At 72.0% G+C, this 23,218-nt stretch carries 24 protein-coding genes; 9 read left to right on the forward strand and 15 right to left on the reverse strand.

Annotated features, from left to right (window positions below; translation table 11 throughout):
• The first annotated feature begins 7 nt into the window (after nucleotides 1-7).
• Nucleotides 8-664 (forward strand): response regulator transcription factor, encoded by a 657-nt coding sequence (locus tag MTDSW087_RS14290; RefSeq protein WP_144764964.1) that lies wholly within the window; start codon nucleotides 8-10, stop codon nucleotides 662-664.
• 13 nt (nucleotides 665-677) lie between these two features.
• On the opposite strand, the gene MTDSW087_RS14295 is transcribed toward MTDSW087_RS14290, so the two are convergent.
• A complete protein-coding gene (locus MTDSW087_RS14295) occupies nucleotides 678-1,040 on the reverse strand; it encodes a winged helix-turn-helix transcriptional regulator (protein ID WP_144764966.1) in 363 nt (120 codons plus the stop codon).
• 136 nt (nucleotides 1,041-1,176) lie between these two features.
• On the opposite strand from MTDSW087_RS14295, the gene gstA reads away from it, so the two are divergent.
• Nucleotides 1,177-1,794 (forward strand): glutathione transferase GstA, encoded by a 618-nt coding sequence (gstA, locus tag MTDSW087_RS14300; RefSeq protein ID WP_144764967.1) that lies wholly within the window; start codon nucleotides 1,177-1,179, stop codon nucleotides 1,792-1,794.
• 95 nt (nucleotides 1,795-1,889) lie between these two features.
• The gene (locus MTDSW087_RS14305; RefSeq protein WP_144764969.1) at nucleotides 1,890-2,906 is read left to right on the forward strand and encodes an LLM class flavin-dependent oxidoreductase; all 1,017 of its coding nucleotides are present in this window, start codon (nucleotides 1,890-1,892) and stop codon (nucleotides 2,904-2,906) included.
• A gap of 205 nt (nucleotides 2,907-3,111) precedes the next feature.
• Here the strand turns inward: MTDSW087_RS14305 and MTDSW087_RS14310 are convergent, their stop codons facing one another.
• Nucleotides 3,112-4,161, reverse strand: a complete 1,050-nt coding sequence (locus tag MTDSW087_RS14310; RefSeq protein ID WP_238179462.1) for an alpha/beta fold hydrolase — start codon at nucleotides 4,159-4,161, stop codon at nucleotides 3,112-3,114.
• 219 nt (nucleotides 4,162-4,380) lie between these two features.
• On the reverse strand, nucleotides 4,381-4,701 hold the full coding sequence (locus MTDSW087_RS31425; protein WP_373322023.1) for a GCG_CRPN prefix-to-repeats domain-containing protein: 321 nt from the start codon (nucleotides 4,699-4,701) through the stop codon (nucleotides 4,381-4,383).
• Nucleotides 4,702-4,963: 262 nt separating this feature from the next.
• On the opposite strand from MTDSW087_RS31425, the gene MTDSW087_RS30805 reads away from it, so the two are divergent.
• The 4 genes from MTDSW087_RS30805 (at nucleotide 4,964) to MTDSW087_RS14335 (ending at nucleotide 7,735) form a co-directional block, all read left to right on the forward strand.
• Complete coding sequence (locus MTDSW087_RS30805) at nucleotides 4,964-5,347, forward strand: hypothetical protein (protein ID WP_238179464.1); 384 nt, start codon at nucleotides 4,964-4,966, stop codon at nucleotides 5,345-5,347.
• 26 nt (nucleotides 5,348-5,373) lie between these two features.
• Nucleotides 5,374-5,745: a hypothetical protein gene (locus tag MTDSW087_RS14325; RefSeq protein WP_373322024.1), complete on the forward strand. Its 372-nt coding sequence runs from the start codon at nucleotides 5,374-5,376 to the stop codon at nucleotides 5,743-5,745.
• A gap of 42 nt (nucleotides 5,746-5,787) precedes the next feature.
• Nucleotides 5,788-6,156, forward strand: a complete 369-nt coding sequence (locus tag MTDSW087_RS30810) for an MliC family protein (protein ID WP_238179466.1) — start codon at nucleotides 5,788-5,790, stop codon at nucleotides 6,154-6,156.
• Between the two features lie 115 nt (nucleotides 6,157-6,271).
• Nucleotides 6,272-7,735 carry a caspase family protein gene (locus MTDSW087_RS14335; protein WP_238179467.1) on the forward strand — a complete coding sequence of 488 codons (1,464 nt, stop codon included), beginning with the start codon at nucleotides 6,272-6,274 and terminating at the stop codon, nucleotides 7,733-7,735.
• A 116-nt stretch (nucleotides 7,736-7,851) separates the two neighbouring features.
• Here MTDSW087_RS14335 and MTDSW087_RS14340 read toward each other — a convergent pair whose 3' ends face one another.
• The 11 genes from MTDSW087_RS14340 to MTDSW087_RS14390 all read right to left on the reverse strand — a co-directional run bounded on the left by MTDSW087_RS14340 (nucleotide 7,852) and on the right by MTDSW087_RS14390 (nucleotide 18,947).
• A complete protein-coding gene (locus tag MTDSW087_RS14340) occupies nucleotides 7,852-8,154 on the reverse strand; it encodes a hypothetical protein (protein WP_144764973.1) in 303 nt (100 codons plus the stop codon).
• An 8-nt stretch (nucleotides 8,155-8,162) separates the two neighbouring features.
• Nucleotides 8,163-9,119, reverse strand: a complete 957-nt coding sequence (locus MTDSW087_RS14345; RefSeq protein ID WP_144764975.1) for a hypothetical protein — start codon at nucleotides 9,117-9,119, stop codon at nucleotides 8,163-8,165.
• Between the two features lie 26 nt (nucleotides 9,120-9,145).
• Complete coding sequence (locus tag MTDSW087_RS14350; RefSeq protein ID WP_144764977.1) at nucleotides 9,146-10,021, reverse strand: OmpA family protein; 876 nt, start codon at nucleotides 10,019-10,021, stop codon at nucleotides 9,146-9,148.
• A gap of 109 nt (nucleotides 10,022-10,130) precedes the next feature.
• Nucleotides 10,131-11,120 carry a trypsin-like serine peptidase gene (locus tag MTDSW087_RS14355; RefSeq protein WP_144764979.1) on the reverse strand — a complete coding sequence of 330 codons (990 nt, stop codon included), beginning with the start codon at nucleotides 11,118-11,120 and terminating at the stop codon, nucleotides 10,131-10,133.
• A gap of 84 nt (nucleotides 11,121-11,204) precedes the next feature.
• Nucleotides 11,205-12,350, reverse strand: coding sequence for a hypothetical protein (locus tag MTDSW087_RS14360; RefSeq protein ID WP_144764981.1), 1,146 nt, complete (start codon nucleotides 12,348-12,350; stop codon nucleotides 11,205-11,207).
• 65 nt (nucleotides 12,351-12,415) lie between these two features.
• A complete protein-coding gene (locus tag MTDSW087_RS14365) occupies nucleotides 12,416-12,949 on the reverse strand; it encodes a hypothetical protein (RefSeq protein ID WP_144764983.1) in 534 nt (177 codons plus the stop codon).
• Complete coding sequence (locus tag MTDSW087_RS14370; RefSeq protein ID WP_144764985.1) at nucleotides 12,946-14,355, reverse strand: hypothetical protein; 1,410 nt, start codon at nucleotides 14,353-14,355, stop codon at nucleotides 12,946-12,948. Before MTDSW087_RS14370 ends, MTDSW087_RS14365 begins: the two co-directional genes overlap by 4 nt.
• A 93-nt stretch (nucleotides 14,356-14,448) precedes the next feature.
• Nucleotides 14,449-14,958: a hypothetical protein gene (locus tag MTDSW087_RS14375; RefSeq protein WP_238179469.1), complete on the reverse strand. Its 510-nt coding sequence runs from the start codon at nucleotides 14,956-14,958 to the stop codon at nucleotides 14,449-14,451.
• Between the two features lie 50 nt (nucleotides 14,959-15,008).
• Nucleotides 15,009-16,355, reverse strand: a complete 1,347-nt coding sequence (locus MTDSW087_RS14380; RefSeq protein ID WP_144764988.1) for a hypothetical protein — start codon at nucleotides 16,353-16,355, stop codon at nucleotides 15,009-15,011.
• Complete coding sequence (locus MTDSW087_RS14385; RefSeq protein ID WP_144764990.1) at nucleotides 16,352-18,451, reverse strand: caspase family protein; 2,100 nt, start codon at nucleotides 18,449-18,451, stop codon at nucleotides 16,352-16,354. The genes MTDSW087_RS14380 and MTDSW087_RS14385 overlap by 4 nt, the downstream gene beginning before the upstream one ends.
• 235 nt (nucleotides 18,452-18,686) lie before the next feature.
• On the reverse strand, nucleotides 18,687-18,947 hold the full coding sequence (locus MTDSW087_RS14390) for a hypothetical protein (protein ID WP_144764992.1): 261 nt from the start codon (nucleotides 18,945-18,947) through the stop codon (nucleotides 18,687-18,689).
• 541 nt (nucleotides 18,948-19,488) lie between these two features.
• Between MTDSW087_RS14390 and MTDSW087_RS14395 the strand changes: the two genes are divergently transcribed.
• Nucleotides 19,489-20,625, forward strand: a complete 1,137-nt coding sequence (locus MTDSW087_RS14395) for an HPP family protein (RefSeq protein WP_186383849.1) — start codon at nucleotides 19,489-19,491, stop codon at nucleotides 20,623-20,625.
• A 341-nt stretch (nucleotides 20,626-20,966) separates the two neighbouring features.
• On the opposite strand, the gene MTDSW087_RS14400 is transcribed toward MTDSW087_RS14395, so the two are convergent.
• Complete coding sequence (locus MTDSW087_RS14400) at nucleotides 20,967-22,133, reverse strand: MFS transporter (protein ID WP_186383850.1); 1,167 nt, start codon at nucleotides 22,131-22,133, stop codon at nucleotides 20,967-20,969.
• A 335-nt stretch (nucleotides 22,134-22,468) separates the two neighbouring features.
• On the opposite strand from MTDSW087_RS14400, the gene MTDSW087_RS14405 reads away from it, so the two are divergent.
• Complete coding sequence (locus MTDSW087_RS14405) at nucleotides 22,469-22,819, forward strand: avidin/streptavidin family protein (RefSeq protein ID WP_144764997.1); 351 nt, start codon at nucleotides 22,469-22,471, stop codon at nucleotides 22,817-22,819.
• Nucleotides 22,820-23,218: the final 399 nt, after the last annotated feature.

Genomic DNA, 23,218 nt, shown 5'->3' on the forward strand with positions numbered 1-23,218 from the left:
GGCTGTCATGATGCGCATCATCCTCATCGACGACCATCCGGTCGTGCGCGAGGGCTACCGCCGCCTGCTGGAGCGGCAGCCGGGCTTGAGCGTCGTGGCGGAGGGGGAGAGCGCGGCGGAGGCCTATCGCCTCTACAAGGCGCATGCGCCGGACCTCGTCATCCTCGACCTGTCGCTGCCCGGCCCGAGCGGCATCGAAGCCATCCGGCATATTCGCCAACGGGATGGGGCGGCGCAGATCCTGGTGTTCAGCATGCGGACGGGCGCGGCCATCGTGCGCCAGGCCTTCGCCGCAGGCGCGCGCGGCTATGTCAGCAAGGCGAGCCCGCCGCGCGAGCTGTTGGCGGCGGTGGCCGGCGTGCTCCGCGGCGAGCGGGCCATGAGCACCGACATCGCGCATGCGGTCGCGCAGGACGAGGTGGCCGGCGGGCGCGCGGCGCTCGATGACCTGAGCCCGCGGGAGCTCGAGATCCTGAGCCTGACGGCGGCCGGGGCGACGGCGCAGGCCGTGGCCGAGGCGCTGTGCCTGAGCCTGAAGACGGTGCACAACAATCTCTCGGCGATCCGCGCCAAGCTCGGCGCGCGCACGGATGCGCACCTCGTCTGGATCGCAGTCGGGGCCGGGCTCGTGTCGGCGCCCGAGGCGCCACCTCTGGCCGAATGAGGGACCCGCGATCTCAGGCCGCGCGATCCGTCGGCGCCCTCATCCGCAGATACAGCTTGGAGCCGACCTCGACGATCGCCCGGATGGCCGGGATCAGCTCCTCGCCGAGGTCGGTCAGGGCGTAATCGACGCTCGGCGGGGTCGTCGCCAGCACGGACCGGACGAGCACGCCGCGCTCTTCGAGATCCTTCAGGCGCACGCTCAGCACCTTGGCCGAGATCCTCGGCATCGCCCGGCGCAACTCGGAGAAGCGGCGCGCACCCTCGCTCAGGTTCCAGATGATCTCCGGCGTCCAGGCCCCGCCCAGCAGGCTCATGCAGGCCGACATCGGGCAGCCCGGCGGCGGGGGAACCTTCTTCCTGAGCTTCAGAGCCATGACACGCACCCGAAATCCGGCCGGCAACCTGGTTTCCGGGACGATACTCGAAAACACCAGTCACCGGAAGTTACCGGGTTTCCAAAGGTAACGAGGCCGTCTACCGCTCCATGCCGTTCCCCAGCGGAGACATCCCATGAAGCTCTTCTACGCTCCTGGCGCCTGCTCGCTCTCGCCGCATATCGTCCTGCGCGAAATCGGCCTGCCGTTCGCGCTCGAAGCCGTCGACCTCAAGAGCAAGACGACCGAGTCCGGCGCGGATTTCACGGCCATCAATCCGAAAGGGTACGTCCCTGCGCTGCAGCTCGAGGACGGCGAGGTCCTGACCGAGGGCGCGGCCATCGTGCAGTACCTGGCCGACAGGCACGCCCCCGGCACCCTCGCCCCCGTCGCCGGCACGGTCGAGCGCGCCCGGCTCAACGGCCACCTGAACTTCATCTCGGCCGAGCTGCACAAGGCGTTCGGACCGCTCTTCAATCCGGCGCTCGCGCCGGAGGCGCGCGAGGCGGCGGTCGCGAATCTCGGTCGCAAGCTCGATGTCGTCGAAGCCGCGCTCGCCGATGGTCGTCCCTTCCTCACGGGAGCGGATTTCACCGTCGCCGATGTCTATCTGTTCGTGGTCCTGAGCTGGGCGCCGCATCTCGGCATCGATCTCGGCCGCTGGCCGCATCTCGGTGCGTTCAGCCAGCGCGTCTCCACGCGCGCGGCCGTCCAGACCGCGCTGGCGGCGGAGGGCTTGCAGAAGGCGGCGTAACGGAAGCCGACGGGCGGCGGGCTCCGGTCCGCCGCCCGACGCAAGCCCATTCCGGCCGACCGCATGCGAAGCGGCATGCCATAGCGGATGTGATGATGAAGAAGATCGGATTCCTGTCGTTCGGGCATTGGTCGCCGGCATCGCAGTCGGAGGCACGCTCCGCGCGCGACACGCTGCTGCAGTCGATCGATCTCGCCGTGGCGGCGGAGGAGCTCGGCGCGGACGGCGCCTATTTCCGGGTTCATCACTTCGCACGGCAGCTCGCCTCGCCCTTTCCGCTGCTCGCGGCGATCGGGGCCAGGACCAAGCGCATCGAGATCGGCACCGGCGTCATCGACATGCGCTACGAGAACCCGTTCTACATGGTCGAGGATGCCGGCTCGGCGGACCTGATCGCGGGCGGGCGCCTCCAGCTCGGCATCAGCCGAGGCTCGCCCGAGCAAGTCGTCGATGGCTGGCGGCATTTCGGCCACGCCCCGCGCGAGGGCGAGAGCGACGCCGATATGGGGCGGCGGCACGCCGAGGTGTTTCTCGACCTGCTGAAGGGAGACGGCTTCGCGCAGCCCAATCCGCGGCCGATGTTTCCCAATCCGCCCGGCCTGCTGCGCCTCGAGCCGCATGCGGACGGGTTGCGCGAGCGGATCTGGTGGGGCTCGGCCTCCGACGCCACCGCTCTCTGGGCCGCGCGGCAGGGCATGAACCTGCAAAGCTCGACGCTCAAGGCCGACGAGACCGGCGAGCCGTTCCACATCCAGCAGGCGCGGCAGATCCGCCGCTATCGGCAGGCCTGGAAGGAGGCGGGACACCTCCGTGAGCCGCGCGTCTCCGTCTCGCGGTCGATCTTCGCCCTCGTGAGCGACCGCGACCGCGCCTATTTCGGGCGCGGCGAGAGCAGCGACCAGATCGGCATCATCGACAACATGCGGGCGGTGTTCGGCCGCTCCTACGCCGCGGAGCCGGAACGGCTGATCGATGACCTGAAGGCCGACGAGGCCATCGCCGAGGCGGACACCTTGCTGCTCACCGTGCCGAACCAGCTGGGCGTGGCCTACAATGCCCATGTCATCGAGGCCATCCTGAAGCATGTCGCCCCGGCGCTCGGCTGGCGGTGAACCGAACCGTCACCCCGATCCGCCCTGACATCAGGCCGTGCGAGCCGACAGGGCGTGACCCTGAGCCTCGGACAACGGCTGACCGCGCCTCGCAGCACCAATCTCGGCCTTGGAGCTGTTCCCGGTCTTCGATTCGACGTGCGCACTTTCGCCGGACCGGTGTCCCTGCGGCGGAGCGCGCCGGGTCCCGGCGCGAACCCGCGGGTCACGGCGCTCCGCAATTGCTCGGCGCCGGCTCGCCGGAGAAGCGGTCGCCGATCCAGTCGAGAGCGGCCGGCGCGGCATCCTTGGCGATGGAGAGATGCCCGACGCCCGGCACGAGGTCGAATTCGACGCGGCTGCCGGCCCGGCACAGGCGCGCCCGGTACTCCTCGGTCACCCGCGGCAGCACGAGGGTGTCCGCGGCGCCTTGCGCCAGGAAGACCGGGATGCGCGGCGGCAGGGTGCCGGGCGTGTTGCGGGCGAGAAGCGCGCGCCAGGGCTCGCGGTCGGCGAGGTCGTCGACCGAGAGGAAGCTGCGGTCGAGCGCCTTGGACGGGCCGCGCCGCTCCAGCACGTCGAAGATCGTCTCGATGCAGTCGTTGGCGAGCGCGTCGATGACGGGGAGCGCGGCCGGCACGACCACCTTCGTCATGGGCGCGCCATAGACCTGCGACCATGACCACAGCGTCATGGCGGTGAGGTTCTTGCCGCCCGCGGTATCGAGGTCGGCCATCATCAGGGTGGCGAGTTCGGTGGCCGGCGCCGCGGCCGCGACCCCGACGAGCGTCAGGTCCGGCGCGTAGCCGCGAGCCAGGATGCCGGTGAAGAGCGCGGCGTGGCCGCCCTGTGAGTGGCCCCAGACGGCGAAGGCGTTCGTGGCGCCTCCGGGCCCGGCGAGCTGACGGGCGGCCCTCACCGAGTCGAGCACGGCGCGCCCCTCGCTGATCCCGACGAGATAGGGATGCACGCCGGGCGTGCCGAGACCCGGATAGTCCGTGGCGGCGACGATGTAGCCGCGCGCCAGCATCTCCTGCAGGCCCTGGATCGAGCGGTAGAGCACGCGGGCGAGCGAGGGCGCGCATTTGTCGACGACGCCGGTGGTCGGGTGCGCCCAGGCGACGATGGGCCGGCCTCCGGGTGGCACCGGCCCGGCCGGCACGAGGATGGCTCCGGAGACGGCGATGGGCTCACCGCGCAGGCCCGTCGAGCGGTAGAGCACACGGTAGGCGGCAGCCCCGTCCGGTGCGTTCGGGAGGGGCTGAGAGTCGAGCAAAGTTCCGGGCGCCGCGCGACCGGGGGCCTGCCGCGCCTCCGCAGGTCGTGCTGCCGCGGGCAGGATCAACGCGACCACGAGCGCCCCGACCAGCCGAAGGGCACCGCTCCTCGGCCGCCCTGGACCGGAACACCGCGAAGCGGAGGCTTGTCTCAACATCTCCAGCACGTCGCCCTCCGGTGAGGCCCGCGTCGACAGGATCGCCCGTATTGCGGCCGCCTAAGGCTTCCAGCCGCCGCCCGGCAGGCGCCCGTGATAGGGCGTGTTGCGGCAGTGCCCCCAGGGCCCGCGCCAATAGCCCGGAGGGCAGCCGTTGCCGGCGCGCACCTGGTACCAGCCGCCAGGCAGCGGTCCGACATAGGGGGTGCTGCGGCAATGGCCCCAGGGTCCGCGCCAACGGCCTGGCCCGCATCCGCCGGCAACGCGTTCGATGGGGGCTGCCGCAGCGGGATCGACCATCGCCGGCAGAGCCTGGGCCGATCTCGACATGGGGGCGGCGAAGACAAAGGAAGCAGCGAAGAGGACGATTGCGCGACGCATGGTGTCGGACCTCCTGGGCTGCGGACACTCAAGCAGAGAACCGTCCAGCTTGGCAAGCTTCCCGCATAAGCATCTCGTCAATGCAATACCGATAAATCCAATAAACTTGATTGTTGCTATGGCTTTGGTGTCATTCTAAATCCCTATGGAATTGAATTGTCCGCAATCTTGCGGTGAAATTTTCAGACGCACCGTTGCCTCGATCCGATCCCTCACAATAATGGACCTGCTGAGGCGATTCGCTTTGCGATCGAGGTCATCGATGCTGCGCACTCTGTTGCCATGTCTAGCAATCATCGCGCGGCGTGGGACGTCGGCGTCAGCCTCTCCAGCCGCTGCAATAGCCGATGGACACAGCCTGTTGCCGGTCGTGCGGGCCGCGTCCATCAAGGTCGTCACCTTGCGCAACTCTCTGCTCGCGATCGTGCTGATCGTCGCCTCGGCCGGCCCGACCCTCGCGAGCGAGCCGCCCGTCCAGGGGCCGGCGGATGCGGCCTGTCGTGAGCAGGCTCGATCGCAGGTCTTCATGGCCCCCAATCCGAACCGCCTGAGCCTCTGGGATCTCGGATCCCAGATCTGGCACACCTGCATGGCGTCCTATCATGCGAGCGGGCCGAATCCCGGGCGCCAGGAGCAGCGATTCTGATCCATCAGCGCAGCGCCGAGCCGGTCATGCCTGAGCCGACCCGACCGTTCTGGGCAAGGGCCTTCCAGCGCGGACGCCTGCTCCGTCGCACGGCGGATGCCGCCGGGCTCTCGCGGCACATCCTGCCGAGCGCCGCGACGATGATCGGGGTGTGCACGACCCTGATCGGCCTGGTGAAGATCCTCGAGGCGCGCATCGGTCCGAGCCATGTCGACGAATATGCCGCGCTGACGGCGCTCCTCTTCCTCGCAAGCTCGGCCGCATCGTATCTCTCGATGCGCTGGTCGTCCGAGAAGGCCTTGTCGGTCCGGCTCGAAGACGTGGCTGACAGCTGCTTCGTTCTCGGCTTGCTGTGCCTGTGCCTGATCTCGCTCTTGTTTGCCTACGAGGCGGTCTGACGCGTGTGCCGCTGCTCCACACCGATGCGGCAAGGAGACGACATGACGAAGCACGGTTCGAAACACGGCAGCTGCGGCGCATTCGGAGCCGCTTTGGCGCCCATCTGCGGCTGCCTGCCGTTGCTTCTGGCGCTTCCGGCACACGCCGCCTCGCCAACGTCTCGGCACGTCACCTTTGCCTGTCCCGCCGGCCTGACGCTGTCGGTCGAGTTCGTCGCCGCCGACCCCCAGGCTTCGGCTATCGTTCGCCCCTCCACGGGGCCAGCCGTCACCTTGCCGAGCCTGCCGAGTGGGGACGGCTTCCGGTACGGGGACGCGAGCCACGAATTGCGCGGCCGCGGACGCGCGGTGACCTGGTCCGAGGGGAGCAATCCTGCCGTCACCTGCACGGCGCCTCGATCCAGCCCATGATGCGACGCGACTGGCGGCTCTTTCAGCAGGTGGGAACTCGGCTCGGACACCGTCGGTCCGCGCGGGTGCCAAGCCTTGATGGGTCGTTCCGGATCGCGCAGACAGAATCGGAGCCGTGATCCGTGGAGCGCGATTTCGCATGATTCGAGCCGCGATCCTTCTCGCCACCGCCCTCGTCGTGCAGAGCGCGGCGGCGGAGGAGCGGCGCGTCGCCCTCGTCATCGGCAACGGCCAGTACGCGAACGTTCCCCGCCTGGACAATCCGGTGCGGGACGGCGAGCTCCTCGCCCAGGCCTTGCGGGATGCCGGCTTCCAGGATGTGCAAGTCGAGCGGAACCTGGATCGGGAAACCTTGATCACGGTTCTGCGCCGCTTCGAGCGGCAGGCCGACAGCGCGGATTGGGCCCTTGTCTACTACGCCGGGCACGGCATCGAGGTCGGGGGGACCAACTATCTCGTGCCGGTCGATGCGCGCCTCAGAAGCGATCGGGATGTGGACGAAGAGACGGTCTCGCTGAGCCAGGTGCAGAAGCGCCTCGAAGGTGCCGGCAAGCTGCGCCTCGTCATCCTGGATGCCTGCCGCGACAATCCCTTCCTCGCCGGCATCAAGCGAACGCTCGCCACGCGCTCGGTCGGACGGGGGCTCGCGCGTCCCGACCTGCCGCAGACCGGCTCGCTCGTGGCCTATTCGGCGGCGGCCGGACAGACCGCCTCGGACGGCGAGGAGGGCCAGGTCAACAGCCCATACGTGACGGCCCTGGTGAAGCATCTGGCCACGCCGGATGTGGAGGTGAACCTGTTCTTCCGCCGCGTGCGCGCCGAGGTCCTTCGCACGACCCATCAGCGGCAGGAGCCCGCCACGTATGAATCGCTGCCCGCCGACAGGTTCGTCTTCCGGCTCCCGTCATCCGTAGCGCCCCCGTCGCCCCAACCATCCGGCACCGCGGTCGCTGCCGTCCCGGACGATCGGCCTTCGAGCCGGCAGAACGCCTCAGGATCGGACTTTTCCGAGACGCTTGCGGACGGCTATTCCAGCACGCATCGCGCCCTTCTGGCGGAGGGCATTGCGCGGGATGGCGGCGCCGCGCCGCGCGTCCGGTCCGGGAGCGTGGTCTGGAACCTCGCGTCGGAAGCCAGGGGCGGCGGTCTGCCGCCCGAGGTCGCGCTCGTCGCGACGGCGACCATCCCGGATGCGGGCCTGACCCTGGAGATGCGGCTGAAGCGGAACCTCGACGCCTCGCGCGCGGCCTCCCACACCGTCACCCTTGCCTTCAGCGCGGCCGGGCCCGATGCGGCGAAGCGTATCGTTCAGGATATCGGCCTCCTCCAGGCAAAGAACGAGGTGGTGGAGCGCGGTGCCCCCGTCTCCGGCCTTCCTGTGCGCGTGCGCGACAACCTGTTCCGCATCGAGCTCTCGTCCGTCCCCGGAGACGTGAGGCGAAACGAGGATCTGCTGTTCAGGAGGGCGTGGTTCGATCTCGCGATCCGGTACACGAACGGGGAGCAGGCCGCCCTCACGCTGGCGACCGGCTTCCCGAGCGGCCGTGCGATGAATGAGGCGAGCGCACGCTGGAGATAGCGTGGCGGCTTGCGGGCCAGGGCGACGCGTTGCGGGCGTCATCAAGGGCTGCGGCGCAGCAGGCAAGGGGTACGTGCATCCTCCCTCGCCGCCGGATCGGTCCGGGCGCCCGGACCTTATCGGCGGTCCCGCACCGCGCAAAGCTGCCAGGCCCGCTGGTAGCCGGCATCGCCGGGCCGGCCGTAGCACCAGCCCGCCGCGGCGAGTTGCCGGTCGACGGCATCGCGGCGGGCGCAGGCCTCGAGCGTGCCCGGATCGTCGCCGCGCCCGCCGCGGCAGGCGCCGTTGAGCGCCTCCCAGTCCCGCAGCAGCGCCCGCGTGTCGGGGGCCGCCTCCGCCGCCCGGGCGAGGCACGGGGCGGCGAGGAGGCCGGCGGACAGGAGCCGGCCGGCGGCGCGGGGGAGGCGTCGGAGAAGCATCGATCGGCTCAGCGCGTCGCGACGCGGCTGATCACGAAGGTGTTGCCGGAGAACTGAACCTGGCCCGGCGCGCTCATGTGCTCCAGCATCAGCCGGAGGTTGCGGCCGAGCCGCGCGGAATCGGAGCGGGTCTCGTACCAGTACTCGGCGGCCGAGCCTCCGGCCCGCACCGGGCGGTGGTGCTCGTAGCAGCGGAAGGCCGCCATGTACTCCTCGGCCGCCTGGATCTCCTGTGCCGAGAACCCGCTCAGCTTGACCGTGTAGGCGGTCGGCAGGCCGCCGCAGGCCTCGCCGCCGGGGGCCGCGCCCGCCGCACCCGGGGAGGGCGCGACCGCGGCTGCGGCAGTGCCGAGATCGGCGCCGCGCCGCGGAGCGACGAACCCGTCGAGCTTCGCGGCGAGGGCCGAGGCGACGTCGCCGGCGATCGCCTTCGCCTCGGCGCCCACGCGCTCCAGCAGGCACTCCCGGTCGCACCCTTGCGGCAAGGGCGGGAGCTGAACGCCGGCCACCTCGAAGGAGCCCAGCGACTGGCCGGTGCGCACGTTCAGGAGACGGCCGGGGATGCGCACCTCGGGGCGCACGATGTCCGAGTAGGCCGATTTCGAGGCCGAGGCGTAGATCTGGAAGACCGCGACCACGTCGAGGGGCGGGTTCGAGACGGCGCGGGCGACCTCGATCAGCTCGGCATCCCGCCGGCGAACGCGGTTGGGCTGCGTGAAGCCCATCGCCACGGCGGTCTCGTCGTAGACGTTGTAGCCGCGCAGGCTCATCGTCTCGGAGAGTTCCGCGATCACCCGCTGGAAGATGCGGTTGCCGCGCGGCACCGAATCCTCGTCGGCATCCTCGCCCATCACCACGAGGTTGGGCTTGGACTGGGCCAGGGCCTCCGCGGGCTGCACGAGGAGCGCGAGCCCGATCGAGACGGCGGCGAGGGCGGCGCGGCGGGCGGCGGCGAAGGGCTGCATCGTTGTCTTCCCCTATCGGTTTCGGGTCACTCGGAGCAGGGCAGCGGCGTCGGCGCCGCGGCGAAATCGTCGAGGTCGAGGCCGACCCGGTGGCGCGGGTCGGCCAAAGCGCGGCCGGCCGCGAACGGCCCGGCGCAGGCCGGATCCGTCTCCGGCACGACGAAGCGGAGGGCGCCGCTGCGGACGGGCGCGATCAGGCTGACTTCGACCCGGCGGTTGACCCGCGCGCGAGGCGCGTCCGGGTCCTTCGGGCGGTCCGGCCCCCAGCCGTGCACCCGCAGCCGCTCCGGGGCGATCCCGTAGGTCTCGACGAGATGCGCCTTGACGCTGCGCGCCCGCGCGAGCGAGAGGCGCCGGTTGTAGGCGAGGCCTCCGGCCGCATCCGTGTGGCCGGCGATGAGGAAGCCCTGGCCGGCGAGATCGCGAGAGCCCAGCGCCTGTCCCAGGGGTTCGAGCTGGATGCGCGCCTCGGGGGTGAGGCGCGCGCTGTCGTAGGCGAAGAAGACGGTGAGATCGACCGAGCGGGCCGGGTCGACGCGCACCCCCGGGCCGCCGTCGTCGGGCGAGACCGCCAGCGGCCGCGCCGGAGCGCCCGGATTGCCGTCGGCGAAGGGGGCGAGCGACCGGATGATCGCGGTCGCGGCCGGGTTGCGCGCCTCCGCCTCCGCCCGCTCCGCGGCCGCGTCGCGCGGGCCGGCCTGCTCGGGAATCGCGGGCCGCCCCGGGACCTCGGTCAGCGGGTTGGCTCGCGCGGCCGGGCCGAGCGCCGTCGCGAGACCGAGCGCGAGGAGGAGACAGGAGCGGCCGAGGCGCCCCCGGGCAGCGCGGCGCAGGCCGTCCGCCGGATGCCCCACAGGACGTGGAGGCGCGAGGCGCGGCGAGGGCGCGTGGTCAATCGGCATGGATCCGCTCTCCTCAAGTCCCGGGCCTCGCTCCGGCCCCACACACCCCGTCCTTGGACACACCAGAGCGGTTTTCGCCGCGCGGGCTCGCATATCTGTGCTGTCGGAATCAGCGCCCGCGCAGGATCGCGTTCATCCGGCCCGGATCGAGGGGGCCGTCCGGTGTGGGCGCAGGCGCCTGAGCCGCCGTCGGCACGGCCGGCCGAGGCGCGGGATCCGCGGCCGCCGTGGCGGCGGCCGGCCCGCCCTGCCGGGCGGCGATCTCGGCCAGGATGCGGCTCCGGCCCAGGATCGTCGAGAGGCGCGTCGCGCTGTTGAAGCTCGACGGGTCCTTGGGATCGAGCCCGCCCTCCTTGTGCAGGGCCACGCCGGCGACGGAGGCGTCGAACATCAGCGAGCCGGAGGAGCCGCCGAGCGTGTCGCAGCGGTGGCGCAGGTCCGGCCCCTCGCCCGGGTCCTTCAGGGCGAAGCAGCGGAAGCGGCTCATCACCTTGGGCCGCCCGAGCGGGTGGTGGATGACCAGCATCGAGCGGTTGCCCGGCACGGCCTCGCCCGAGAGCCGGGCGGTGCCGTAGATGGCCGCCGGGTTCCCTGAGACGCGGGCCAGCGCGTAATCGAGGCGCGCGTCGAACTCGACGGGTCTCGGATCGATCTCGAAGCGGCGCGAGCCCTGCCCGTCGAGGGTCAGGTAGTCCATCAGGATCGAGGCCTTGACGGGTGAGAGATCGCCCGATTGCGGCAGGCAATGGTGGTTCGTCAGCACGTAGTCGCCCGGCAGGAGCGCGCCCGTGCAGGAGGCGCCGACCATCTGCCCGCTGCGGGCGTTCCGGAGGACGATGTCGATCCGGCCGATCGGGCGGGCGAGCGCCGCGAGACCATCCTTCGGATCCAGTTCGGCGATCGGCTCGAAGGCGCCCTTGTTGCGGTCGACATAGGCCGCGGCGTCGCCGGTGGTCTGCCGCAGCGGCAGCTGCGCCCGGCCGTAATCGGCGGGGTCGAACCCGACGCTCTGCGCCCGCGCGGCACCGGCCGCGCACAGGGCAAGGTGCAGGCCGATTCCCCCCAGGGTCGAGCGGCGTATCCGGTGGCTTGCGGCCATCGCTGTCCTCCTCTCGGCGGCGGCTTTATGCCGGCCACCGGGCGCTGCGTCAAAAGACGTCGGATCGCAGGTGGAACCGCATCCTCACCGGACCAGCGCGTGGCTGAGCCGTTCCACGGTGCGACCCGCCTGCGGTATGGCCTGGACCCCGTAGACGAGGTTCTGCCGCGCGCCCTCGCGCAGGAAGTAGGCCTGCGCCCCGTCGGGCAGCCGCGTCGGCGGCAGCGCGGCGGCGGCGAGTTCCGGGCCGACCAGGAGGCGCGCACCGGAATCCGAGGGGCGGAAGGCGAGGCCGCACAGCTCCGGTGCGAGGCGGCTCGGGCGCAGCCGGCCGTGCTCCGCGACGGGAACCGTCCGGCGCTCGGGCGTGTCGGCTCCAAAGGCGACCCGGCGGCAGGACGAGCCCGCCGGTGCGACGAGCTCCTGCACGAGGATCGCGGGCGCGGCTCCCGCATCCGGCTCCGGACCCGCGGCCGGGCGGGTCGCGGCGGCCGCCGCATCGGCGACGGCCGATCCGTCGGCATCCGCCCGTCCGCGGCCATGCAGCGCGGCAAGCCCGGCGCCGAGGGCCGTCAGAACGGCCAGGCCGGCCGCGAGGGCGGTGCGCGGCACCGACCCCCTGGACGGCGCCGGGCGCGCGGGCGGATGCGCGCGCCGCGCGAGGGCAGCGAGGGCGGACGGCACGGTGCCGTTCGGCAGGACCAGCGGCGGGCGGTCGCGCGGCGCCGTCAGCAGGATCCGGCCGGCCTCCGAGGCTTCCGGGCCCTCGGGCAGGAGAACGGAGAGGTCGGCTCGCGCCGCTGCGGCGAGCAGGTCGCGGGACCGCTCGACCTTGTCGAGCAGCGCGTAGTCTCCGGGCAGCACCGCGAGGTCGAGGTCGACCGCACCCGTCGCCCAGACCACGAGTTCGGCCTCGGCCGGATCCGCGGTCAGCCTGTGCCCGCGGGCGACGAGGCCGTGGGCGAGGCAGACCGGCACCTCCCAGGAGCGCCCGGCATCGAAGGATCCGCTCAGGCGCAGCTCGTACGGGCCCGGGGCGACGCCCGGAAGGCGGGACAACGGCCCGCCCTCGGCGGCGAGTCGCGCGTAGTCGCCCGACCAGGGCAGGGGCCGGTAATCGCCGGCCGCGAAGGCGGCGGAGGTCGGCAGGCCGGGACGCGCGCCCAGCGCGCGCAGCACCAGGGGACCGGCGGTGGTCGGCACCACCACGAGGACGGGGCCCGCGGTCATGCGTCGGGACCGGTCACGCCGCCCCGGGGGCCGTCGGGCAGGACATCGTCATAGGCAGGGCATCGTCATAGCAGGAAGGCCGCGGAGGCGGGGTTCCGCAGCATCGCCCCGAGCCGCACCACGTCCGGCACCGCCGGATCGAGGGCGAGCAGGATCGCACCCGCGATGGGCTCCGGCAGCGCCACCCGCACGGCATCGTCCGCCAGGATCACCTCGATGATGCGCGGCGGCCGCGGATTCTCGCCGCGGATGACGAGGAGCGGCGGCCCCTCCGCCATCCCGTCCAGGAACTCGAGCGTGAAGGCCCCGATCCGGCGCGACGCGATCCGCCCGTCCGCGGCCGCCGCCGCGAGCGGCGCGTGCGCGACCGCCTGGGCGGCGAGGAGGGTCCGGTAGCGCCGCGCCGTGTCGGGATCCGTGCGGATCGCCCGGACCACCGCGAGATCGACCGCTGCGCCCGGCTCGCGGATCGCGTGGGCCCACAGGGCGGCGATGCCCGGATGCGCGCGCGCCGGGCTCGGAGCGGCCCGCGCGGTCGCGCGCAGGAGGCCCCGCGCGGCATGGATCTCGGCGAGCAGGCCGGCCGCGTCGTCGCTCATGCCGCCTCCGCCGCGTAGGCCTCGGCGAGGGTCCGGGCGAAGATCGCGCGGTCCGCCGTGAAGGCCGCCTCCAGGGGCCGCTCCCCGGCGAGGCCCGCGAGCGCGCGGCCGAGCCGGCCGATCTCGTCGGCGAGCCGCAGGAGGGCCGCGTCCGCGGCGGCGAAGCCCGCGGTCACCCGGTCGGGATCGTCGAAGCCGGCGCGGCGGACGCGCCGGAGATCGGTCAGGGCCGCGGCGAGCGCGCCGCGCACCTCCGGCTCGAGACCCTCGGCATCCGCCGGGACCCGGAGCGCGGCCGCGATGCGCAGCATCCGGTCGAGATGCGCCGCCAGCGCAGCGACCCGGTCGGCCAGGGCCCGGTAGGTCTCGGCCTCCGCGCAGGTGACGCGCTCGGCGATCTCGGCCCCGCCGCCGCCCCGGCGCAGGCGGTTGGCGAGGCCGGACTGGACCCGCCCGAAGCTCGCGGCCCGCAGCGTCGTGAGCGGGCGGGTGCGGTGGAAGGGTTCGAGGCGCAGCAGGTCGGCGAGATCGTCGCGCTCGGCGCCCGTGAGGATCTTCGGCGCGTCGCCGATGCCGGCGAGCAGGACCGCCAGGCTCTCGGCCGGCTCGACCGCGAGGTCCCCGAGCGAGGCGTCGAGGCGGTCCTCCCATCCCTCGACCGCGTCGAGCGAGGCCGCCGCGGCGAGCCCTTCGAGATCGCCGAGCAGGGCCGAGACGGCCTCGAAGGTCACGAAATGCTCGGCGACCGTGCGGAAGCCCGGCCGCTCGTCCCCGCCCATCTCGGCCTGCCAGAACCCGAGGATGTCGTCGTCCGTGAAGGCGCGGCGGCCGTCGAGGAAGCCGAGGATCGCGCGGAAGCGGCGCTCCAGCGGCGCCAGCGGCAGGTGGGCGTTGCGATAGGCGGCGAGATGGCGCGCGAGGCGCTTTGCCAGGAACGCGGCGCCCTCCGGCCCCGGCGCGGAGACCAGCTCGTCGAGCCAGCCCGACAGGGCGGAAAAATGCGCGAGATCCTCCGCGGTCAGCACGAACTCCGCCAGCGCGAGCAGGCGCGCGAGACCGGACCAGGTCGTGCGCCAGCCCTCCGCATCACCTTGCAGAACGAGGCCCCGCGCATCGGCGGTCCCGGTCGCCGTCCCCGCTTCCGCGAAGCGGGCTCGCAGGGCCTCGGCCCGCGCCAGCTGCGGATCGAGGACCAGGGTGACGAGATCGCGGCCCGCGCCCGCCCGCGTCAGCCGGGCGAGGGCCGCGAGGGCGTGGGCGAGGTCCCAGAGCGGCCTGTCGCGGTTCGGCCGCACGGCCCCGGTGACGGCCCGGGCGAGCCAGGCGCGGTCCTCGCGGGCGAGCTCGCGGCCCTCGCAGACATTGGCGAGATCGGCCGCGCAGCGCTCGTCGTATCCGCCGGTCATGCGTCCGCCCGGCTCCACCCTCGCGATGCCTCGGAACGCCGCATCCTTATCGCCCGGCCCCGCATCCGTCACCCCTCGCGCCCGGCAGCCCGCTCAGCGGCCGACGATGCGCGGCGCCACCGCGCGCACCAGCGCCTCGACATGACGGGTCGCGCTCTCGCGGGAGCCCGCCAGCCCGCGGATCGTCAGCAGATCCCCGCCATACAGGATCACCGCGGTCGCGCCCGCGCCGCTCCCGGCGGCGTAGCTGCTGACCCAGCCGACCGCCGGGGCCACGGCCAGACCGGACACCCGGCAATCCGGGCTCCTGGCCTGGCAGAGGGCTTCGAGCTGCGCGACGGAAGTCTGCCCGGAGCGGACGCGCTCCTCCGTCCCGTCGGTCTGGCGGCCGAGCAGCAGGTCGAGCATCGGCGCGCCGGCGCAGCCGGTGCAGACCAGGGTCAGCCGCCGGGTCTCGGCGCGCGCGGCGAAGCCCTGGCCGAGAGCCGCCTTCGCCGCATCCGCGACGGCGGCGAGATCCCGGATCGCGAAGCCGTCGGCCTGCGCCGCATGGGCCCAGAGACAGGGGAGGGCGAGGACGAGAGATCGCATATGGCGTCGCATGCGGCACTCCTGCGGGTCGGCTCGGGTGATCGGGTCCGTCGCAGCGCGGCTCACCGCACCACGATCCGCGCCGCCGCCTCGGTGACGCCGGGCGTCGCCCGGATCCTCTCGACGAGGTCGAGCACCTCGGGCGGCTGCAGCAGCCGCGCCGCGCCGTCCGGGCCCGGCGCCGCCGCGAGCCAGCGCTCCGCGAGTTCCGGCGGCAGGCCGCCCGCGACGCCGAAGCAGGCGAACAGGTTCTCGAAGGGCTCGCCCGCGACGATCTCGTCGAGCCCGTAGCCGCGCGGATAGCGCCGGACGTCGCCCGCCGCGAGCGGCGCGAGCGAGGCGGGGTTGCCGCGGACCGGAAGCGCCACGAAGGCGGTCTCGTCGGGGGCGACCACCCAGCAATAGAGGCTCTGCCCCGCCCGCGCCTCGATGCGCATCTCGAGCCGCTGCCCGGCCGAGAAGGGCGTGGCGGCGGCGCCGACCGCGAGGCGGCCGCCATCGGTCTGCGCGGTCGCGACCAGATGATCGAGGAAGGGGCGCGGCGTCGGATCGCAGCCGAGGCCCTCGACGCCGATGCGCCGCCGGCCCGTCGGCGCGAGCACCGCCCCGTCGCGCTGGAACTCCACCTCCATCCAGGATTGGCGGTCGCGATCGGTCAGGAAGCGCCCGCGTGCCGTGACAGGCCCCGAACAGGCGGTGCCCGGCGGGCGGCGGCGTACGTCGAGGCGCGCGCCCTTGAGGATGCGGTTGGCCGAGCGCGCCTCGGCATCGAGCGCGATGACGAGGCGGTCGGTGAGCGCGCCCGCGCAGGTCGAGTGGCCGCCCTCGGCCACGAAGGGGCAGACCTCGACGGCGCCGGCCTGCGGCGCGGCCTGCGCGAAGGCCCTGACCGCCCCCTCCATCACGGCGTCGACATCCGCGACGCCGGCCCCGACCCGGATCGGCACCGCGACGGGCTCGCTCGTCGCCTTGCAGGCGGCGTTCCGGGTGATGGCCTGGAGCCGCAGGGCGACGGTCCCGCCGGCGCGGCGCGGCTCCACCAGGAAGACGCTGGCATCGCCCGAGAAGGCCGCCCGGATCTGCGCCTCGGCCTCAACGCCGGAGAGCCCGGTGGTGCCCTCGCGCAGGGCCTTGATCCGCACCACGTCGGCGGCCGCCGCCAGCCTGACCCGGCCGGTCGCCTGCAGGCGGCTCTCCAGCGCGAGCCGCACCTCCTCGGCCTGCTCGCGGGACAGGGCCGTCTGGCCGGGCTCGACGCCGACCACCGCGAGCGTCGGATCGGGCCGCCCGGCGCAGGCCGCGACCGCGTCGAGGAAGGGGGCGAGCGCCGCGCTGCCGGGATCGGCGCGGGCGGGCACGACGGACCCGGCGAGGCCGGCTGCGAGCCCGGCGGCGAGGAGGCGCCTCATTCCGCCTCGTTCGCCTTGGCGTATTGGTCGAGGGCGCGCACGAAGACCGGGTTGAAGCGCCCGTCGAGGGCGCCCGGATAATAGTCCGCCTCCTTGATGGCGCGCTGCACGCTGCGGATCGTCTCGGGCTTCAGCTTCTGGGCCGCCGTGTCGGTCGCCGAGACCGAGGCCGCGCCGAGCTCGCCCTTCTTCAGCGCCCGCATCACCATGTCGGCCGACCGCACGCCCGGGAAGAAGCGCCCGTAGCCGTTGTCGATCAGCGTCGCCATCGCGGCCATCGCGACGGGATCGCCCTTGTCGGCCGCCTGCCGGAACAGGTCGAAGCCCTGGCGCAGGTCCTTGGGGAAGCCGTAGGCACCCGTGCCGTAATGCGGCACCAGCTTCGAGATCGAGGCGACGTCCCCGCCCGCGGCCGCGCGCTTGTAGAGGGCGACGGCCTCGGCCTCGTTCTTCGCGATCCCGTTGCCGTATTCGAGCATGCGGGCGGCGTTGGCGAGCGCCACCACGTTGCCGCCCTCGCCCGCCTGCCGGTAGAGCCGGAGCGCCTCCGCCTGCTGCCGCCTCACGCCCTGGCCGTTCTCGTAGAGCGTGGCGAGGTTGTTCATCGCCGAGACGCTGCCGGCCTTCGCGGCCTGGTCATAGGCGGAGAAGGCCTCCTTGTAGCGGTCGGCCCGGTCGTAGGCGCGGCCGAGCTGGTAGGCGAGGCGGCGCAGGCCCGGATAGGCGGCAGAGGCCGCCCGGCAGGCCTCGATGGCGGCCGCGGGCTCGATCCGGCCGAGCTTGACCCCGGGGACGGCCTTCGGCCGGTCGGGATCGTCGGTGCCCGCGGCCAGCGCGTCGCAGCGCTGGACCCGGGGATCGCCGCTCGGGTCGGAGCCGCCGAGATAGCCCTCCGCGAGGCCGCGATAGGCGCAGACCGCGCCGCAGGAATCGAGATAGGCCTGGTATTGCCGCTGGCTGCCGAAGCGGGCCCAGTTCTCCTGGTCGATCGCCGCCGCGTCCCGCTGCCGTCCGGCGAGAAGCCGGTCCATCGCCTGGGGCCGGTAGCCGCAGACCTCGCCGCAGGTGCCGATATAGGCCTCGAACGCCTCGCGCGTGCCGAGCCCCTCGGCGCGCCGCCATGCGGCCTCGTCGCGGATCGCCGCGACGCCCCGCGCCACCGCCGCCACGGGCAGCGAGGCCTTCAGCACGATGGGCGCGTCGTCGATCTCCGGCACCTGCTCGCGACCGCTGGCGCGGCGCGCCGCCTCCTCGACCTCGCGGCGCAGGTAGCGCTTCAGCTCCGGCCACTGGACCTGCCCGTCGCCGTCGCCCTGCTGCTCCTTCGCGTCGGCGAGGCCCGAGGCCCCCATCAGGAAGCGGCTGGTGAGCAGGCCGAGCCGGTTCGCCTCGTCCCAGTTCGCGGGCGTCGCGCCGGAGGTCGCCACCAGCCGCACGATCCCGCTCTCCGCCTTCGGACGGGACGGCGCGAAGCCGGGGGCCGAGACCGCGAGCAGGCTCTCGCCCCTGCGCCCGGTCTCGCCGGTGAAACAGGCATCGACCATCACGACGAGCTGGCGCTCGGCGCCGATCTTGCGCTTCACGAGGTCGAGGTTGCGGTAGAGCGTCTCGAGCGCGTAGCCGCTCTCGCCCTGGTTAGGGTTGCCGTCCTCCGGCAGCAGGAAGGGCTGTCTCGTGGCGAGGTCGGGCACGCCGTGGCCCGAATAATAGACGAAGACGTTCGAGCGGCCCTCGCGCACGCTGCGCCAGAGGCGGCCGGATTGCGGGTTCCGCTCGGTCCCGAATACCTGGTTGAACTCGTTCAGCGTCGCGTCCTTCAGGACGAAGACGTTGCTGTCGCGATAGCCGAGGCGTTCGACGAGATAGGCGCGGATCGCGTCGGCGTCGTTGTGCGCGTAGTCGACCGGCACCGTCTGCTTGTAGCTGCGGTTGCCGACGACGACGGCGACCGAGTCCGCATTGTCGGAGAAGGGGACCGGCTCGGGCGCGGCCCGGGCCGGTCCGGGCGGACCCAGCAGGGCCGCGACCGGCAGGAGCACCGTCACCGCGAGCCGGGCGAGATGCCGGGACCTTGCGACCGGGGCCTTTGCCGTCATGCGCTTCCTCCCTTCCTGCAGGGTCGGGCACTCACGTCCGGGGATGGCGCGACCCGGCCCGACCGGTTGATTCGTGCGCGCATTGATTCTTGCGCGCGCCCGTCCCGGCGCGACCATGGACGGGCAATCCCGGCCCTAGCATGGCAGGCGGCCGGTCATCCGACGGCCAGCGCGACGACGAGGCTGAGGACGACGAGGTGGAGCGGCGAGAGGGCGGCCAGCATCACCGGCCTCCTCACGGCAGGTAGAGGCCGCGGCCGCAGCGGCGCACGCGCCGCAGCTCGACATAGCCGGTGTAGCGGTTGAACACCTCGACCGTGCGGTACAGGCAGTAATGCCCGGAATTGCGGCCGTTGTAATAGACGCCGCCGCTGTCGAGGTCGACGCCGAGGAACTCCTGGTTTCCGCGGCTGCCCGGACCCGCCGCATCCTGCGCGAGGGCCGGAGCGCCGCCGAGGATCAGGCCGAGTCCGGCGAGGATCGAAACCGTCCGCATGTCGCATCTCCCTGGTCGGGCGGCGCCGGCCGCCCTCGCCGGGGTCATGGGCCGGCCAGAGCGATTTTCGGGGGCGCCCGCTCGTCCGAGAGCTTTTTCAGGGGCATCCGGCCTCTCCGGCCTGGCCGAAGCGTCGCGACTCCGGCGCCCACGGTTCAGGCGAGATGGATCCGTGAGCGGCCCCGCGAAGCGACCTCATACGACATCCGGGTGACCCCTTCGGGATGGCGGATGTCGCCTTCGCTCAGGCGCCGCGCGGGCTTGGCCGAGACCGCGTCCGGTCTGATCAACCGGACCCGGTATCAGCCGAGCGCCGCCGTGATCGTGAGAGGCGCGGCGGCGATTTCTTCATGGTCCTCCGGGCGAGGATCCGAACTCGAATTGCCTAGCCTTCAGGCAGAATGCCTCGGCACGTTGCAATTTCGGCCGCAGCCCGTAAACGGATATCTGGTATACCAGAGATCCGCACCGACGATCGGAGCATCTGCCTGTTGAACGGGCGATTCCGGTAACGGTTCGGGCAAGCGAGGGACGCGCGAGGATGGCCAGGACCGTCAGCCCCGACCAAGCCGGCAAGTCGTCCGGGTTTCGGCTGTTCAGGCCGATCCTGGCGGGCGCCACCCTGCGAGAGCGCCTGGTCGCCTGCCTCGGGGCGCTGGTCGGCATCACGCTCACCGGTCTGATCTGCGGCCTGGTCTTCGGCCAGGGCCCTCACATCCCGCTCATCGTCGCGCCGATGGGCGCCTCGGCGGTCCTGCTCTTCGCCGTGCCCGCGAGCCCTTTGGCCCAGCCCTGGTCCATCATCGGCGGCAACACGATCTCCGCCTTCATGGGCGTGCTGGCCGCCCACTTCATCTCGAACCCGGTCGTGGCCATCGGCGTCGGCGTGTCGCTCGCCATCGCCGCGATGTCGCTCACCCGCTCCCTTCACCCGCCCGGCGGCGCGGCCGCCCTGACGGCGCTCATCGGCGGCCCGGCCGTGACCTCCGCCGGGTTCCTGTTCCCGCTGTTCCCGGTCTGCGTGAACTCGGTCATCCTGGTCGCGCTCGGCGTCGCCTTCCACAAGATCTCGCGCCGCAACTACCCGCACGTCCCGGTCGCGGCGCCGGCCAACACGCACGGAACCGCGGATCTGCCCGCGCCGCTGCGGGTCGGCTTCAACCCGGAGGACGTGGACGCGGCCCTGGTCGAGTTGCACGAGACGCTGGACATCGACCGCGCCGACCTCGACCGGCTGCTCCGCCAGGTCGAAATGCATGCGCTCGTGCGCATGCAGGGCAACCTCACCTGCGGCGAGGTCATGTCGCGCGACGTGGTCACGGTCGGGCTGGAGAGCAGCGCCGAGCGGGCGCGGGAACTCCTGATCACGCACAACATCCGGACGCTGCCCGTGGTGGACGGCGCCGGGCGGCTCGCCGGGACGCTCGGCCTGCGCGAGCTGACGCTCCATGGCGATGTGGGCATCGCGCAGGTGATGTCCGAGGCCCGAACGGCCGGCCCGGATGCGCCGGTGGTCGCGCTGGCCTCCTCGCTGACCGACGGCCGCACCCATGCGGTGGTGGTCGTCGACGGTGACCGGCACGTCCTCGGGATCATCACCCAGACCGATCTGCTCGCGACCCTGACCCGCCTGCTCTCGGCCAAGGCCTTCGCGCAGCCCGAACCGGTGCCGGCATAGGCGCTCCGCCACGACCGGACACTACGACTCGATCGGCTCAAGGCACGGACGTTCGGCGGAGGCGGGCGGCTCACGCGGCGCGCCACCGCGGGCATTGGCCCGGTTGTTGCTGGAACCCTGGCTTCCCCGGCAACGCCATGTCCGCAGGATCGAGCCGATGCAAGATGGACAGCTTCCCCTTCACCTGCTGCACGCCGCCCTGATGGCGTCGAGCATGATGCTGACGTGGCAGGTCTATCGCCTTCGCAAGCCCAAGGTGGGGTAGGCCTGCTCAGGTCCGCGGAGACTCCCGCCGATCCCGGTTCGTGCGGGCCGGATGCGGACGCCGCGCCGTGAGCCGATCAGAACCGCCGGGTGAAAACGTGCGGCCGAAGCGTCAGGCCCAGAAGCCCCGTCAGAGCCGAGGTGAGGGCGAAGGGCAGCACCGCCAGGACGGCCATCCCGCTCGCATCCCAGAGGCGGCCGGCCAGCAAGGCCATGCCCACCGCAAACCCGTAGCCGATGCTGAACATGGCCGCCGAAAGCCGAGGAACCTCCTCGCCATCGGCCAGCACGGACGGCACGGCCAGCGCCAGGGTCAGGAGCGCCGCGTTGGCGAACCCGGCCACCGCTGCCGCGGCGACCGCGAGAGGACCGGGCACGACGATCAGGCCGACGACGCCGGCGACATACACGGCGCTTCCGATGCCATAGGCCATCGGACGACGGACCAGGCGGTCGGCCAGGACCAGCATCAGGAACGAGGCCGGGAGCTGCGCGATGTTCAGGGCGATCAGGGCAGGCTGCACCAGCTCCGGCCAGCCGGTCGCCGAGAACCACCCCGGCAGGAATCCGTTGAGGCCGAAATAGGACGCGTTCACGCCGCCGAGCAGCAGGCCTGCCCGCCAGACGCGGCCGTCGCGCCAGTTCAGGCGGCCCCGCGGCGGCGTGGAGGGGAGGGCCAAGTGCCGCCCCGACAGGACGAAGCCCAGGGCCGTCGCGAGGACGGGCAGTGCCCAGACGGCGAGCGCGGCGCGCCAGCCGCCGCCGACGAGGGGCAGTTCCGATCCCGGTATCCAGACGATGGGGATCACCTCACCCACAAGCAGCCCGTTGGTATAGACCGCGGTGGCGAAGCCGATGCGCCTGGGAGCCCAGGCCCGGACCAGGGCGGGCAGCACGGGCTGCATCACGGCGACACCCAGGCACATCAGCGCAGTCGCCGCCTCCAGGGCGACGGTACCCTGCGCGAAGCCGCGCGCGGCAGCACCGATGGCGTTCACCAACAGGCCCAGGACGAGGGTCGGGACCGGGCCGATGCGGGGGATGAGGGTCGCGGCGGGGAGCGAGGCGACAGCGAAGAGGAGCGACGGCAGGCCGGCCAGCACGCCGATATCGGCGGCGCTCAGTCCGAGCTCGGACGAGACGGCCGGCAGCACCGGGGGCAGTGCCAGGATCGTCGCGCGGAGAGCCACGCCGGCGAACCACAGGAGCGCCAAGGTCAGCATGAAGTCCCGCGAGCGGTGCATGGCGGCTCTCGGGGCAACGGACGTGGAGGGGAGCGTCATCGGTCCAGCATGTACCCTGAGCACGCCGTTGCGGGCGCGCCCTGCCTATAGCGCGACAGTCGAGCATTCGCGCTTCGCTTGCTCGGCTACGCGTCTGCGGCTGACCTTGGTGCCCTGGAGCAATAGCGGGATGCCATTGCACAGGCCTCTATTCCAGCGTGAGACCATGCATTTTTGCACATGGGGCCTGCTCTGCGCGCGGCTCCGAAGAGGCCCCGTCCCGTGGCCCCAGCGGGATATAAATGTAACTATAGCGCAGGATCGTCACGCGCGAAGACGTGGATCCGGGAGGCTGCATGGAGAACGGGATGTTCGCGGGGCAATGGCGCAACAAGGCCGGCGATGAGCTCCACTTGGTCCAGTGCGGCTCTTCCATCTCAGGCACGTACATCTCCGCCAGATCCGAGGTTGCAGAGACGTGTCGAAGCCGAATTCTCGTCGGATCGATCAATGAAAACACCATCTGCTTCGTCGCCGGCGCTTCGACGCCGCACATCATGAAGAGCTGGACCGGGCGACTTTCCATGAATGATGGATCGGGTCACGATGAGATCAAGACGGTCTGCCATTCGCTCGAACGTCTGACGGACGATTTCGATATTGCGAGATCCGTACAGATTTCATTCGATCTGTTTCAACGAGCCTGATGCACGGCCGAAGCATCTTCTGCTTCGAAAGCGATGACGATCGAGCATTTCAACGAACGTGCCATGGACCAGATTCCAATGCATGAGCTAATAACATGCAGATATAACGTCACGACACGCCGCTGCGCTTTTCAGAGAAAGAGATTTCGATGGACGATCGCAGTGCCCGACAAGCACTGGCACGAGCATTCGACCATTTCCTATTCCACCGAGTCGGAAGCCTTCCAGGCAGGATCGGAGAGGGCGCGCAAGCTCGATCTGGCGCCGCTTCACGCCCGATGAGGCGATGCGGCTGGCCGCGGTCAACGGCTCGGCCGGCAAACGCCGTGGCACCTCGATTCCCGGGATTGCGGGCGACGACCTAGAGCCGTTCCCGATCGCGTTGCAATCGGGAACGGC

This window comes from Methylobacterium dankookense (assembly GCF_902141855.1).
GTDB classification, from domain to species: Bacteria; Pseudomonadota; Alphaproteobacteria; order Rhizobiales; family Beijerinckiaceae; genus Methylobacterium; species Methylobacterium dankookense.